11 protein-coding genes are annotated in these 15,134 nt (G+C 71.4%); 9 read left to right on the top strand and 2 right to left on the bottom strand.

What is annotated here, in order from left to right:
- Positions 1–17 precede the first annotated feature (17 nt).
- Entirely contained in the window at positions 18–680 is a 663-nt protein-coding gene (locus tag ACIQMR_RS17050; RefSeq protein ID WP_401387212.1) for a bifunctional DNA primase/polymerase, read from the bottom strand.
- 490 nt (positions 681–1,170) lie between these two features.
- Here ACIQMR_RS17050 and ACIQMR_RS17045 point away from each other — a divergent pair, with 490 nt between their 5' ends.
- The 6 genes from ACIQMR_RS17045 (at position 1,171) to ftsH (ending at position 11,011) form a co-directional block, all read left to right on the top strand.
- Positions 1,171–2,646: a hypothetical protein gene (locus tag ACIQMR_RS17045; RefSeq protein ID WP_401387209.1), complete on the top strand. Its 1,476-nt coding sequence runs from the start codon at positions 1,171–1,173 to the stop codon at positions 2,644–2,646.
- Positions 2,647–3,075: 429 nt separating this feature from the next.
- On the top strand, positions 3,076–4,431 hold the full coding sequence (locus tag ACIQMR_RS17040; protein ID WP_401387206.1) for an ammonium transporter: 1,356 nt from the start codon (positions 3,076–3,078) through the stop codon (positions 4,429–4,431).
- Positions 4,428–4,766, top strand: coding sequence for a P-II family nitrogen regulator (locus tag ACIQMR_RS17035; protein WP_266383816.1), 339 nt, complete (start codon positions 4,428–4,430; stop codon positions 4,764–4,766). Before ACIQMR_RS17040 ends, ACIQMR_RS17035 begins: the two co-directional genes overlap by 4 nt.
- Before the next feature lie 14 nt (positions 4,767–4,780).
- Positions 4,781–7,234, top strand: coding sequence for a [protein-PII] uridylyltransferase (locus ACIQMR_RS17030; RefSeq protein WP_401387203.1), 2,454 nt, complete (start codon positions 4,781–4,783; stop codon positions 7,232–7,234).
- Between the two features lie 110 nt (positions 7,235–7,344).
- On the top strand, positions 7,345–8,895 hold the full coding sequence (gene ffh, locus ACIQMR_RS17025; RefSeq protein WP_358670110.1) for a signal recognition particle protein: 1,551 nt from the start codon (positions 7,345–7,347) through the stop codon (positions 8,893–8,895).
- Positions 8,896–9,088: 193 nt separating this feature from the next.
- Positions 9,089–11,011, top strand: a complete 1,923-nt coding sequence (gene ftsH / locus ACIQMR_RS17020) for an ATP-dependent zinc metalloprotease FtsH (protein WP_401387200.1) — start codon at positions 9,089–9,091, stop codon at positions 11,009–11,011.
- A gap of 121 nt (positions 11,012–11,132) precedes the next feature.
- Here the strand turns inward: ftsH and ACIQMR_RS17015 are convergent, their stop codons facing one another.
- On the bottom strand, positions 11,133–11,996 hold the full coding sequence (locus tag ACIQMR_RS17015) for a methyltransferase domain-containing protein (protein WP_401387198.1): 864 nt from the start codon (positions 11,994–11,996) through the stop codon (positions 11,133–11,135).
- 207 nt (positions 11,997–12,203) lie between these two features.
- On the opposite strand from ACIQMR_RS17015, the gene proS reads away from it, so the two are divergent.
- The 3 genes from proS to rpsP all read left to right on the top strand — a co-directional run bounded on the left by proS (position 12,204) and on the right by rpsP (position 15,134).
- Positions 12,204–13,619, top strand: a complete 1,416-nt coding sequence (gene proS / locus ACIQMR_RS17010) for a proline--tRNA ligase (protein ID WP_401387195.1) — start codon at positions 12,204–12,206, stop codon at positions 13,617–13,619.
- A 210-nt stretch (positions 13,620–13,829) separates the two neighbouring features.
- The gene (locus ACIQMR_RS17005) at positions 13,830–14,459 is read left to right on the top strand and encodes a hypothetical protein (protein ID WP_401387193.1); all 630 of its coding nucleotides are present in this window, start codon (positions 13,830–13,832) and stop codon (positions 14,457–14,459) included.
- Between the two features lie 231 nt (positions 14,460–14,690).
- Positions 14,691–15,134, top strand: a complete 444-nt coding sequence (gene rpsP, locus ACIQMR_RS17000; protein WP_358670117.1) for a 30S ribosomal protein S16 — start codon at positions 14,691–14,693, stop codon at positions 15,132–15,134.

Here is a 15,134-nt window from a genome sequence, read left to right as displayed (position 1 = left end):
GGCAGGACCCCGAGGGATCACGCCGCGGTGGAGCGGTGGCAGACGTACGCCAGCGTGCCCAGCAGAAGCCGGGCCTGGGGCGGGGCCCCGAAAGCGTCGAGGGCCGGCGGGCGGAGCCAGCGGGCGGGGCCGAGGCCCGCGTGGTCGGAGGGCGGCGCCGTGATGTGGTGGCCCGGCCCCAGGCAGTGCAGGTCGAGGTCCGCGTCGTCCCAGCCCATGCGGTAGAGCAGCTCGGGCAGCTGGGCTGCGGCCCCGGGCGCGACGAAGAACTGGGCGCGGCCCGTCGGCGTCGCGCACACCGGTCCCAGCGGCAGCCCCATCCGCTCCAGCCGGACCAGGGCGCGCCGGCCGGCCGACTCGGCGACGTCCAGGACGTCGAACATCCGGCCCACCGGAAGCAGTACCGCCGCGCCGGGCACCTCGGCCCACGCCTTCGCCGCGTCGTCGAGCGTCGCACCCGCCGGCACCTCGGGCGCGAAGGCCAGTGGATGCGCTCCGGGGGAGGCGCACGCGGCGTCGCCGCATGAGCAACGCCCCGCCGAGGCGCGGGCGCCCAGGGCCACGTCCCAGCCCCACAGTCCTGTGTACTCGGCCACTGCCGTGCACTCCGTCGTGCGGCCGCGGCGTCGAGAGCCGGGCCGGATCTCCCGGACCCGGGAGCCGCCGATCGTGAAGCCCATGCCCCCTCCAACGGGTGGAACTCGCCGGTGGTTACGACCCGGAGTCTGCCGGTGACGCTGCGTCGCCGTCGTGCTGCCCCGTCGGCGCGAAGTGTCGCTCGGGGTGGTGCGTCCGGTCGCGCGCGCCCTGGCGCGCAACCTTCCGCCGGCTCCCGATCGTCGTGTGTCAAGTGAATCGCGCCTGGCCGCAGACGAGTTCATTCGAAGGGGTGGCGAATGGTGGCGTTTCTGGAATCGCCATGGCGGGACCGGTGATCGTAGGATTACTTTCGGTACACGGACCCTGGGTTTCTTCGCATCCGTGGGTATGCCGGAGGCAACTCGGTTTCCTGTTCGAAGGGTGCGATCCCCGTACGGAAAGCCGCAACTCGCGGCATTCTGCCGGTGATTCGAAAACCGGTCCGCGCGACCAGGCATCGCGGCAGGACTTCGTGGCAAGACATGTGCGCGGCAAGGCATGCAAGGACATTCAGTGGATGGGGGCGTTCCCGTGAGCGGCAGCGGCGCAGACGGTACGAGCACCGGCAAGCGCCCGAACGAGCAGCTGGGCTCGTGGTTCGTGCGCAGCGGCTGGTCGAAGGGCGAGCTCGCACGTCAAGTGAACCGCCGGGCACGGCAGATCGGCGCCCACCACATCAGCACCGACACCTCGCGGGTCCGCAGATGGCTGGACGGCGAGCAGCCGCGCGAGCCGATCCCGCGCATCCTCTCCGAGCTGTTCTCCGAGCGGTTCGGCACCGTCGTCGCCATCGAGGACCTCGGACTCCGCACCGCCCACCAGTCGCCCTCGGTGTCCGGAGTCGACCTCCCCTGGGCCGGCCCTCAGACGGTCGCGCTGCTCAGCGAGTTCTCCCGCAGTGACCTCATGCTCGCCCGCCGGGGCTTCCTCGGCACCTCGCTCGCGCTCTCCGCGGGGCCCGCCCTCATCGAGCCGATGCAGCGCTGGCTGGTGCCCTCGCCGCCGGCCGACCCCGGTACCGGGGAATCGGCCGCGCTCACCCGCCGCCCCTCCCGGCTCTCCAAGCCGGAGCTGGACCTCCTGGAATCCACCACCGCCATGTTCCGCCAGTGGGACGCCCAGTGCGGCGGCGGACTGCGCCGCAAAGCGGTCGTCGGCCAGCTCCACGAGGTGACCGACCTGCTCCAGGAGCCGCAGCTCGCGGCCACCTCCAAGCGGCTCTTCACCTGCGCCGCCGAACTGGCCGAACTGGCCGGGTGGATGAGCTACGACGTCGGTCTGCAGCCCACCGCGCAGAAGTACTTCGTCCTCGCCCTGCACGCCGCCAAGGAGGCCGGTGACAAGCCCCTGGGCTCGTACATCCTCTCCTCCATGAGCCGTCAGATGATCCACCTCGGCCGGCCCGACGACGCCCTGGAGCTCATCCACCTCGCGCAGTACGGCAGCCGTGACTGCGCCACCCCGCGCACCCAGTCCATGCTGTATGCGATGGAGGCCCGCGCCTACGCCAACATGGGCCAGCCCAGCAAGACCAAGCGGGCCGTCCGCATGGCGGAGGACACCTTCGCCGACGCCCTCGAGGCCGACGAGCCCGAGCCCGACTGGATCCGCTTCTTCTCCGAGGCCGAGCTCAACGGGGAGAACGCCCACTCCTACCGCGACCTCGCCTACGTCGCGGGCCGCAGCCCCACCTACGCCTCGCTCGCCGAACCCGTCATGGAGCGCGCCGTCGAGCTCTTCGGCAAGGACGACGAGCACCAGCGGTCGTACGCACTCAACCTGGTCGGCATGGCCACCGTGCATCTGCTCAAGCGCGAGCCGGAGCGGTCCACACAGCTCGCCGAGCAGGCGCTGCACATCGCCAAGCGGGTCCGCTCCGAGCGGGTCAACAACCGGCTGCGCAAGACCGTCGACACGGCGGCCAGGGACTTCGGCGACGTCGCCGAGGTCGCCCACCTCACCGATCTGCTCACGGCACAGCTGCCCGAGACCGCGGAAGCGGTCTGAGCGGCCCGTCCCCCGGACCCCGGCGCGACGGTCACCCCGACAGCCCGACTCGGCCCCCCACGCCAGGTCAAACGGGTGACCGTCGCGCCGGTCGCACGGCCCGCGGAGGGGCGGTCGCACGGCCCGCGGAAGGGCGGTCGCACGGCCCGCGGAAGGGCGGTCGCACGGCCCGCGGAAGGGCGGAGGCGCTGCCCGCGGAGGGTACGCGCGTGATCTTCCCGTGACCCTTCAGTTCATGGGCGCGTAACACGCCCGACCTCTTCGTCACTGCGGCGAAACATCGTGCGGCATCGTCGGAAACCGCGGCGCGCCAACCTCTGGCGCATAACCGGCCGACTCCACAGGCAGCCGTACCGGAGCCGGTCGAACAGGCTGCCGGCCGAACAGGCTCCCGCCCCGCACAGGCCGTACGACGACGAGGAGACGCCGATGCCCCCAGGCATCACGCTTGCCGCAGACGCCCCTGAGCTGTCTGCCGCCAACACCGGGTTCATGCTCATCTGCTCCGCACTGGTGATGCTCATGACGCCTGGGCTGGCCTTCTTCTACGGAGGCATGGTCCGCGTCAAGAGCACCCTCAACATGCTGATGATGAGCTTCATCAGCCTCGGGATCGTCACGATCCTCTGGGTCCTCTACGGCTTCAGCCTCGCCTTCGGCACCGACTCCGGCTCCCTCATCGGCTGGTCCTCCGACTACGTCGGACTCAGCGGCATCGGGATCACCCAGCTCTGGGACGGCTACACCATCCCGGTGTACGTCTTCGCGGTCTTCCAGCTGATGTTCGCCATCATCACGCCCGCGCTGATCAGCGGCGCCCTCGCGGACCGGGTCAAGTTCACCGCCTGGGCCCTGTTCATCACGCTGTGGGTCACCGTCGTCTACTTCCCGGTCGCGCACTGGGTCTGGGGCGCGGGCGGCTGGCTGTTCGAGATGGGCGTCATCGACTTCGCCGGTGGTACGGCCGTCCACATCAACGCGGGTGCCGCGGCTCTCGGCGTGATCCTCGTCATCGGCAAGCGCGTCGGCTTCAAGAAGGACCCGATGCGGCCGCACAGCCTGCCGCTGGTGATGCTCGGCGCCGCTCTGCTGTGGTTCGGCTGGTTCGGCTTCAACGCCGGCTCGTGGCTCGGCAACGACGACGGCGTGGGCGCGGTCATGTTCGTCAACACCCAGGTCGCCACCGCCGCCGCGATGCTCGCCTGGCTCGGGTACGAGAAGATCCGCCACGGCTCCTTCACCACCCTCGGCGCCGCCTCCGGCGCGGTCGCGGGCCTCGTCGCCATCACCCCGTCCGGCGGCTCCTGCTCCCCGCTCGGTGCCATCGGCATCGGTGCCGTCGCCGGACTCCTGTGCGCCATGGCCGTCGGCCTCAAGTACAAGTTCGGCTACGACGACTCCCTCGACGTCGTCGGCGTCCACCTGGTCGGCGGTGTCGTCGGCTCCCTGCTCGTCGGCTTCTTCGCCACCGGCGGTGTCCAGTCCGACGTCAAGGGCCTCTTCTACGGCGGCGGACTCGACCAGCTCGGCAAGCAGGCCGTCGGTGTCTTCGCCGTTCTCGCCTACTCTCTGATCGTCTCCGCGATCCTGGCCTTCGCCCTCGACAAGACGATCGGCATGAGGGTCCCCGAGGACGACGAGATCTCCGGAATCGACCAGGTCGAGCACGCCGAGACCGCGTACGACTTCAGCGGAGCGGGCGGCGGCGCCGGCTCCCGCAAGACCGCCCCCGTACCCGCCGAGACCGCGCCGGCCGCACCGCAGAACAAGAAGGTGGACGCATGAAGCTCATCACCGCAGTCGTGAAGCCGCACCGGCTGGACGAGATCAAGGAGGCCCTGCAGGCCTTCGGAGTCCAGGGGCTCACGGTCACCGAGGCCAGCGGCTACGGACGGCAGCGCGGTCACACCGAGGTCTACCGGGGCGCGGAGTACACCGTCGACCTCGTCCCGAAGATCCGGATCGAGGTGCTGGCCGAGGACGGTGACGCCGAACAGCTCATCGACGTGGTGGTGAAGGCGGCCCGGACCGGCAAGATCGGAGACGGCAAGGTGTGGAGCGTGCCGGTCGACACCGCCGTACGGGTCCGGACCGGCGAACGCGGCCCGGACGCGCTGTAGACAGGAGTTGCTGGGTGACGAGCGTCGATCTGACCACGGAAACCGAAGACTCGGGACCCAGCGGGTATGCGGCGGCCCGGCTGCGCCTCCTCCAGGAGAAGGCGCGGTCCGGGCCGCCGCGCCGTGCCGCGCTGGCCCGGCTGACCGACGACTGGCTCTCCGCGCTCTTCACCGCCGCGGCGCAGAGCACCGGAGTGCGCGGCGCCGCCCTCGTCGCCGTCGGCGGGTACGGCCGCGGCGAACTCTCCCCGCGCAGCGACCTCGACCTGCTCCTGCTGCACGACGGCAGCGCGGCCGCCGGGGCGCTGGCCGCGCTCGCCGACCGGATCTGGTACCCGATCTGGGACCTCGGGCTCGCGCTCGACCACTCCGTACGCACCTCGGCCGAGGCCCGGAAGGCCGCGGGCGACGACCTCAAGGTCCAGCTCGGGCTGCTCGACTCCCGCGCCGTCGCCGGAGACCTCGGGCTGCTCGCCGGACTGCGCACCGCCGTCCTCGCCGACTGGCGCAACCAGGCGCCCAAGCGCCTGCCCGAACTCGACGAACTGTGCCGTGAACGGGCCGAACGCCAGGGCGAACTCCAGTACCTGCTGGAACCCGACCTCAAGGAGGCCCGCGGCGGACTGCGCGACGCCACCGCTCTGCGCGCCGTCGCCGCGTCCTGGCTCGCCGACGCACCCCGCGAAGGCCTCGCCGAAGCCCGCCGCGTCCTCCTCGACACGCGTGACGCGCTGCATCTGACCACGGGGCGCGCCACCGACCGGCTCGCGCTCCAGGAGCAGGACCAGGTCGCCGCCGACCTCGGCCTGCTCGACGCCGACACGCTGCTGCGCCAGGTGTACGAGGCCGCACGGACGGTCTCGTACGCCTCCGACGTCACCTGGCGCGAAGTGAACCGCGTGCTCAGGTCCCGGTCCGCGCGGCCCCGGTTGCGCGCCATGTTCTCCGGGGGCCGGCGGCCGGAGCCCGAGCGCACCCCGCTCGCCGAAGGCGTCGTCGAGATGGACGGAGAAGCCGTCCTCGCCCGCAGTGCCAGGCCCGAGCGCGACCCGGTGCTGCCGCTGCGGGCGGCTGCCGCCGCGGCCCAGTCCGGACTGCCGCTGTCCCTGCACGCCGTACGGCACCTCGCCAGGGCCACCAAGCCGCTGCCCGTGCCCTGGCCCGCCGACGCCCGCGAGGAACTCGTCACGCTCCTCGGCGCCGGTGAACCCACGGTCGCGGTCTGGGAGGCCCTGGAGGCCGAGGGCCTCATCACCCGGCTGCTGCCCGACTGGGAACGGGTCCGCTGCCGGCCGCAGCGCAACCCCGTCCACACCTGGACCGTGGACCGTCACCTCGTCGAGGCCGCCGTGCGTGCGTCCGCCCTCACCCGCCGCGTCGGCCGCCCCGACCTGCTCCTGGTCGCGGCCCTCCTCCACGACATCGGCAAGGGCTGGCCAGGCGACCACTCCGTGGCCGGCGAGACCATCGCCCGCGACGTGGCCACCCGGATCGGCTTCGACAAGCACGACGTGCCGGTCATCGCCACCCTCGTACGCCACCATCTGCTGCTCGTCGAGACCGCCACCCGGCGCGATCTCGACGATCCCGCGACCGTGCGCTCGGTCGCGGACGTCGTGGGCTCGGCGAGCACCCTGGAGCTGCTGCACGCGCTCACCGAGGCCGACGCCCTCGCGACCGGGCCCGCCGCCTGGTCGGCCTGGCGGGGCTCGCTCGTAGCCGACCTCGTCAAACGGGTCGCCGGGGTACTCGCGGGGGAGACCCCCGACGAGCCGGAGCCCGCCGCTCCCAGCGCGGAACAGGAACGGCTCGCCGTCGAGGCGCTGCGCACCGACGGGCCCGTACTGGCCCTGCACGCCCAGACCGAGACCCCGCTGCCGGACGGCGAACCCGAACCCGTCGGCGTGGAACTCCTCATCGCCGTACCCGACCAGCACGGTGTGCTGCCCGCGGTCGCGGGCGTCCTCGCCCTGCACCGGCTCACCGTGCGCGCCGCCGATCTGCGCGCCGTCGAGCTCCCCGGCGAGGTCGGCCCGGGCGCCGTGCTCGTACTGAACTGGCGGGTCGCGGCCGCCTACGGGTCGCTCCCGCAGGCCGCCCGGCTCCGCGCCGATCTCGTACGCGCCCTCGACGGCTCACTGGACATCCCGGCCAGGCTCGCCGAACGCGAAGCCGCCTATCCCCGCAGGCGGGGCGGCACGGCCCCGCCGCCCCGGGTCACCGTCGCCCCGGCCGCGTCCCGGCTGGCCACGGTCATCGAGGTGCGGGCCCAGGACGCGCCGGGGCTGCTGCACCGCATCGGCCACGCCCTCGAATCGGCGGAGGTCCGGGTACGCAGCGCCCATGTGTCGACCCTCGGGGCCAACGCCGTCGATGCGTTCTACGTCACAGGGCCCGAAGGCGCCCCGCTGCCCGCCGGGGAGGCCGCGGGCGTCGCGCGGACGCTGGAGGCCGCACTGCGCGGGTGACGGGCCCGGGGCGGGAGCGTGGACAGGGGGCAGACCCCATCCCACGCGGCCGGATACCCTTGGGACACATCTGTCCGCCCGCCCCCGAGACCTGAGGATCCGCGACCGCCGTGTTCGACACCCTCTCCGACCGCCTTGCAGCGACATTCAAGAACCTCCGGGGCAAGGGCCGCCTGTCCGAGGCGGACATCGACGCCACGGCGCGCGAGATCCGTATCGCGCTGCTCGAGGCCGATGTGGCACTGCCCGTCGTGCGCGCCTTCATCAAGCAGATCAAGGAGCGCGCCCTCGGGTCCGAGGTGTCCCAGGCGCTGAACCCCGCCCAGCAGGTCATCAAGATCGTCAACGAGGAGCTCATCGGCATCCTCGGCGGCGAGACCCGCCGGCTGCGCTTCGCCAAGCAGCCGCCCACCGTGATCATGCTCGCGGGTCTCCAGGGCGCGGGCAAGACCACGCTCGCCGGAAAGCTCGGCCTCTGGCTCAAGAGCCAGGGCCATTCGCCGCTGCTCGTCGCCTGTGACCTCCAGCGCCCCAACGCGGTGAACCAGCTGGCCGTCGTCGCCGAGCGGGCCGGCGTCGCCGTCTTCGCACCCCAGCCGGGCAACGGCGTGGGCGACCCGGTCCAGGTCGCCAAGGAGTCGATCGACTACGCGAAGACGAAGGTCCACGACATCGTCATCGTGGACACCGCCGGCCGTCTCGGTATCGACCAGGAGATGATGCAGCAGGCCGCGGACATCCGGGACGCGGTCAGCCCCGACGAGGTCCTCTTCGTCGTCGACGCCATGATCGGCCAGGACGCGGTCAACACCGCGGAGGCCTTCCGCGACGGCGTCGGCTTCGACGGTGTCGTGCTGTCCAAGCTGGACGGCGACGCCCGCGGCGGTGCCGCGCTCTCCATCGCGCACGTCACCGGCAAGCAGATCATGTTCGCCTCCAACGGCGAGAAGCTGGACGAGTTCGACGCGTTCCACCCGGACCGCATGGCGTCCCGCATCCTCGGCATGGGCGACATGCTCTCGCTCATCGAGAAGGCCGAGCAGACCTTCAGCCAGGCCGAGGCCGAGAAGATGGCGGCCAAGCTGGCGAAGGGCCCCAAGGAGTTCACGCTCGACGACTTCCTGGCGCAGATGGAGCAGGTCAGGAAGATGGGCTCCATCTCCAAGCTGCTCGGGATGCTGCCCGGAATGGGCCAGATCAAGGACCAGATCAACAACATCGACGAGCGCGACGTCGACCGCACCGCGGCGATCATCAAGTCGATGACGCCCGGTGAGCGCACCGACCCGACGATCATCAACGGCTCCCGCCGGGCCCGTATCGCCCGCGGTTCCGGTGTCGACGTCAGTGCCGTCAAGAACCTGGTCGAGCGGTTCTTCGAGGCCCGCAAGATGATGTCGCGGATGGCCCAGGGCGGCGGTATGCCGGGCATGCCCGGGATCCCCGGCATGGGCGGTGGCCCCGGCCGCCAGAAGAAGAAGCAGAAGCAGGCCAAGGGCAAGCAGCGCTCCGGCAACCCGATGAAGCGCAAGGCCGACGAGGAGGCCGCGGCCGCCCGCCGCGAACAGGCGGGCCAGGGCAACGCCTTCGGGCTCCCCGCCGGCGGCCAGGACGCTCAGGACTTCGAGCTGCCGGACGAGTTCAAGAAGTTCATGGGCTGACCGGCCCCCGGACGATGTGTGAGCAGGGCCCCGCGGTCACCGACCGCGGGGCCCTCGCCCGTCCGGGGCGCTCCCCGGCCCATCGCGGTGGTCCTCCCTTGCTCCGTCCGTTCCCCTCCGGGTGGCAGCGCACCGGCATCTGTGCGGTCATGGGCAGAGATCACCGGAGCGGCACAGGGAGCGGAGGGCGGACGTGGCCAATTCCGTACCCCCGCGTGATCGCACGGACCAGCCGTGGCGTTCCGAGGGAGCGCCCCCGCCCACGCCGCCGAAGCGGAAGATGCCGGGCGGCTGGCCCGGACTTGTCCTCGCCGCGATCCTGGTCTTCTGCATCGCCTTCGTGGCCCTGTCGTACTTCACGAACGGCGACGAGCGGACGATCTCGTACACCGAGTTCACCAAACAGGTCACCGCCGGGAACGTCACCAAGATCTACGCCAAGGGCGACACGATCGAGGGACAGCTGAAGAACGAGCGGCCCGTTCCCGACGGCAAGGGCGACTACACCAAGTTCACCACCCAGCGCCCGGCGTTCGCCGACGACGACCTCTGGCAGCAACTGACGAGCAAGGGCGTCACCGTGACGGCCGAGCCGGTCGTCGTCCAGCGCAGCCTCCTCGCCAATCTGCTGCTCTCCCTCGCGCCGCTTCTGCTGCTCGTCCTCCTCTGGGTGTTCCTCGCCCGGCGGATGGGAGGGCGACTGGGCGCCGGGCCGCTCGGCCGCAAGGCGCCGCCCAAGCCCGTCGAGGTGACCTCGGGCAAGCGCACCACCTTCGAGGACGTGGCGGGGATCGACGAGGTCGAGGGCGAGCTGAGCGATGTCGTCGACTTCCTCAAGAACCCTCAGGCCTACCGCGAGATGGGCGCCCGGATGCCCGGAGGCGTTCTGCTCTCCGGACCGCCCGGCACCGGGAAGACGCTGCTCGCGCGCGCCGTGGCGGGCGAGGCCGGGGTGGCGTTCTTCTCCGCGTCCGCGTCCGAGTTCATCGAGATGATCGTGGGTGTCGGCGCCTCACGCGTACGGGAGCTCTTCGCCGAGGCCCGCAAGGTCGCGCCCGCCATCGTCTTCATCGACGAGATCGACACCATCGGCCGGATTCGCGGCGGCGGCGCGAGTATCGGCGGTCACGACGAACGCGAACAGACCCTCAACCAGATCCTCACCGAGATGGACGGCTTCACCGGCTCGGAAGGCGTCGTCGTGCTGGCCGCCACCAACCGGGCCGACGTCCTCGACCCCGCGCTCACCCGGCCCGGCCGGTTCGACCGGATCGTGCAGGTCAGCCCGCCCGACCGCGGCGGCCGCGAGGCCATCCTGCGGATCCACACCCGGGACATCCCGCTCGCCGGGGGAGTCGACCTCGCCCAGGTGGCCCGTACGACACCGGGGATGACCGGTGCCGAACTGGCCAACCTCGCCAATGAGGCCGCGCTGCTCGCGGTCAAGCGCCGGCAGCGCGAGGTCACCCAGGGCGATCTGTCCGACGCGCTGGAGAAGGTCCAGCTCGGCGCGGAGCGGGCGCTCGTGATGCCCGAGGAGGAGCGTCGCAGGACCGCGTACCACGAGAGCGGCCACGCGCTGCTCGGGATGCTCCAGCCCGGCGCCGACCCCGTCCGCAAGGTCACGATCGTTCCCCGGGGCCGGGCGCTGGGCGTCACGCTCTCCACCCCGGACTCCGACAAGTACGCGTACACCGAGGAGTATCTGCGTGGCCGCATCATCGGGGCGCTCGGCGGGATGGCGGCCGAGCACGTCGTCTTCGGGATCGTCACCACCGGCTCGGAGAACGACCTCGAACAGGTCACCAGGCTGGTCAGGGGGATGGTCGGACGCTGGGGCATGAGCGAACGCGTGGGCCGGTTCACCGCGATCGGGGGCGACGGCCAGGAGCCCTACGGACTCACGGCCGCCCCGGCGACGCTGGACGCGGTGGACCACGAGATGCGCCGCATCGCCGACGAGTGCTACGAGAGCGCCTGCCGGCAACTGCGCGACAACCGCGACCGGCTGGACGCGCTGGCGCAGGCGCTGCTCGCGAGTGAGACGCTGGACGAGGAAGCGGCGTACCGCGCGGCGGGCATCGCCCGCCTCACGAAGCACCCCTCGGACGCGTGAGACGAAGGGCTGCCCGAAGACGGACGGACGCGCTGCCTGCGCCGCGTACCTGCGAGGCCTGCCCGTGTGCCTGCAAGGCCTGCCCGTGTACCTGCGCGGCTTACCCGTGTACGGGCGATGTCTAGGGAGTACGGGCGATCAGGTACCGGAAGACGTTCGGCATCCACACCGTCCCGTCGGCCCGCACATGCGGATGGAGCGCCTCCGTGACCTCCTTCTCCACCTGCGCCTGGTCCGTGGCCCGTACGGCCGCGTCGAACAGCCCGGTCGACAGCAGCCCCCGCACGGCGCTCTCCAGGTCCGCGTACCCGAAGGGGCACGCCACCCGCCCCGAGCCGTCCGGCTTCAGGCCCGCCCTGGTCGCCACGTCCTCCAGATCGTCCCGCAGCGTCGGCCGCCAGCCGCCGCCGGCCCGCAGCCGCTCGGTGAGCCGGCTCGCCACCCGCAGCACCGCCGAGGTGGCACACCGCTCCGGCGGGCCCCAGCCGGCCAGCACCACGGGGCTGCCGCGCTCGGCGAGCGGAGCCACCGCCCGCAGCGCGGGCACCAGACCTTCGGAGTCGCCGGCCGTACACCCGATCGGCTGAAAAACGGTGATCATGCTGAACCTGGAGCGCCCGGGGTCGGCCGCGTCCCCGGGCTCGCCCTCCACCAGGCGCGCGATCTGCGGCGCACCACCCCGCTCGCCCGACAGCTCGGGATCCGGGGTGAGCCGCTCGCGCGCCAGCGCGATCCTTGAGCGGTCCGAGTCGACGCCGGTGACGCGCGCCCCGCGCGCCGCGGCCATGAGCAGGGCGAGACCTGAACCGCAGCCGAGCCCCAGCACCCGAGAGCCCGCGCCGACCTCCAGGTGCTCGTACGCCGCCTCGTAGAGCGGCACCAGCATCCGTTCCTGGATCTCTGCCCAGTCACGGGCACGCGCCGCCGGATCCACCGGGGGCGCGGAGGCCGTGCGGGGGTGGTGCGGGACGAGCGTAGGAGTCATCGAAAAGCGCCCCAATCCGACGAGAGGTCAGCTGTGCCCTGAGTGACAGCCCCCGTGTACGTTCGCTCGCGCTCCCCCGTATGCCAGGGAACTGCGCATCCGTCCGTACGTCCAGGGGTCGCACCGCATTGCCTCGCATGCCCCGGTCGTGCGCCCCCGCGCCGATCGGTTCCGCATCCAGAGTGCAGCGGCCGTACGATTCCCGCCATGGCAAAGGCACCCGTCCTCACGCCGCAGGCGGAGGACTTCCCTCGCTGGTACCAGGACCTGATCAACAAGGCGGAGCTCGCCGACAACGGCCCGGTGCGCGGCACGATGGTGATCCGGCCGTACGGATACGGGCTCTGGGAGCGGATGCAGCAGGACCTGGACGCCCGGATCAAGGAAGCCGGGGCGTCCAACGCGTACTTCCCCCTCTTCATCCCGCAGTCGTACCTGACGAAGGAGGCGGAGCACGTCGAGGGCTTCGCCCCCGAACTCGCGGTCGTCACGCACGGCGGGGGCAAGGAGCTGGAGGAGCCGGTCGTCGTCCGCCCCACCTCGGAGACGATCATCAACGACTACTTCTCCAAGTGGGTGCAGAGCTACCGGGACCTGCCGCTGCTCATCAACCAGTGGGCGAACGTGGTCCGCTGGGAGATGCGGCCGAGGGTCTTCCTGCGCACGACCGAGTTCCTCTGGCAGGAGGGCCACACCGCCCACGCCACCTACGAGGAGGCCCGGGACTACGCCGCCCACATCCACCGGAACGTCTACGCACGCTTCATGACCGACGTCCTCGGCATCGACGTCGTGCTGGGCCGCAAGACCGCGAGGGAGCGCTTCGCCGGCGCCGTCAACACCCTGACGCTGGAAGCGATGATGGGCGACGGCAAGGCGCTCCAGATGGGCACGAGCCATGAGCTCGGCACGAACTTCTCCAAGGCCTTCAACACCACCTACCTGTCGAAGGACGGCAAGCAGGAAATGGTCTGGCAGACGTCCTGGGGCTCCTCCACGCGGATGGTCGGCGGCCTGATCATGTCGCACGGCGACGACAGCGGACTGCGCGTGCCGCCCCGGCTGGCCCCCGTCCAGGCCGTCGTCCTCGCCATCAAGGGCGACGAGGCGGTGCTCGCGAAGGTCCGTGAGACCGGTGACCGGCTGAAGGCCGCGGGCATCCGGGTCCAGGTCGACGACCGCACGGACACCCCGTTCGGCCGGCGCGCCGTGGACTGGGAGCTCAAGGGAGTGCCCGTACGGATCGAGATCGGCCCGCGCGATCTGGAGAGCGGTACGGCGATGCTGGCCCGGCGCATCCCCGGAGGCAAGGAGCCCGTCGCGCTCGACGCGCTCGCCGGGCTGCTGCCCACGGTGCTGGAGGAGGACCAGGCGCTGCTGCTCCGCCAGTCGCGTGAACGCCGCGAGGCACGCACGGTCGAGGTGAGCACCGTCGAGGAGGCCGCCGATGCCGCGGCCGCGGGAGGCTGGGCGCGGATCGCGTGGGCGGCACTCGGCACCGAGGGCGAGATCGCGCTCGCCGATCAGGCGGTGTCCGTACGGTGCCTGGTGGCGGAGGACGGGTCGGTGCCGGAGGCGGACGACGCCCCGGGTACGCTCGCGATCGTCGCGCGCGCCTACTGAGCGCGCCCCACCGTGCCACCCGCGCCTCCGGCGCACGGAAGGTGAGCACGCGCCCCTGGCTCATGCTCCGGCACCGCCGCGTAGACGGCGTGGCTACGTACCACCTTGTTGTGAGCTGCGAGGCTTCTCCGCAGATCAGCGCACCCGCCCTCGTCAGGACGCATCAATGGCAACTGACGGGTACGTGCAAATTATTTGGGATGCCCCGGAATGGAACCCGCAAGGGGCCCGGCTCGTTATCACGACGTGAGCACGACACCACCTGTTCTCGCCGCAGAGCTGGCACAGGCGTGGGCCGACATTCAGCGGCACCACCCCGAGCTGCCCGATCTTGCCGCGCCAGAGTCACTGATCGGAGAGTCCTCGTCGGCCTGCGGGCACGAGCTCTCCTTCGAACGACTGCTCCATGAGGCAGTCCACGGCATCGCCGCCGCCCGAGGAGTGCGGGACACCTCGCGCGCCGGCCGCTACCACAACCGCCGGTTCCTGGCGATCGCCGAGGAGATGGGCCTGGACCACCCGGAGGAGCCGCACCCGAGCAGCGGTTTCTCACTGGTCACGCTCACCCCCGAGGCGAAGCGGCGGTACCGGCCGACGATCGAGCGGCTGCAGCGCGCCCTCGCCGCGCACACGGTCGCCACCGCCTCCGACACCAAGCGGACCTTCCGGGGCCCGGCCGCCAGGCACGGTTCGTCCGGCGGCGGCGTCCGGGTGAAGGCCGTCTGCGACTGCGGCAGGAACGTCCGGGTCGTTCCCTCCGTCCTCGCTCAGGCGCCGATCGTCTGCGGCGGCTGCGGGAAGCCCTTCCGCATCCCCGAGCCGGTGGCCGCGGCGAGCTGATCCGTCACCTTCCGAGGGTGGCGGCAGCGACCGGCCGGCCCCCGGGCCCGGGGTCCCACGGCCTCGGGCCCGCCGGTCCGGATCCGTGTGGCACAATGTCTAGCTGTACTCGACAGTCGCATAGGACCCCTCTCTCCTCCGGCTGACGCGTCCATCGGGCCATCGGGTACCGCAACCCCACGCGGCATCTCGTTGTGCCCAACCACGTCAAAACCAGGAGAACCCACTCCCGTGGCAGTCAAGATCAAGCTGAAGCGTCTGGGCAAGATCCGTTCGCCTCACTACCGCATCGTCGTCGCCGACTCCCGTACCCGCCGTGACGGCCGGGCCATCGAGGAGATCGGTCTGTACCACCCGACGTACAACCCGTCGCGTATCGAGGTCGACTCGGAGCGCGCCCAGTACTGGCTGTCCGTCGGCGCCCAGCCGACCGAGCCGGTGCTCGCGATCCTCAAGCTCACCGGTGACTGGCAGAAGCACAAGGGCCTGCCCGCCCCGGAGAAGCCGCTGCTGGCCCCGGCGACGAAGGAAGACAAGCGTCGTTCCTTCGACGACTTCGCCAAGGCCCTCGAGGGCGACGACGCCAAGGGTGACGCCATCACCCAGAAGTCGAAGAAGACCGAGAAGAAGGCGGACGAGGCCGAGGCCGCTCCCGCCGAGTCGACCGAGGCCTGA

This window comes from Streptomyces sp. NPDC091376 (genome assembly GCF_044757085.1).
Lineage (GTDB): Bacteria > Actinomycetota > Actinomycetes > Streptomycetales > Streptomycetaceae > Streptomyces > Streptomyces pratisoli.
This window is presented reverse-complemented; position numbering and strand designations above follow the sequence as displayed.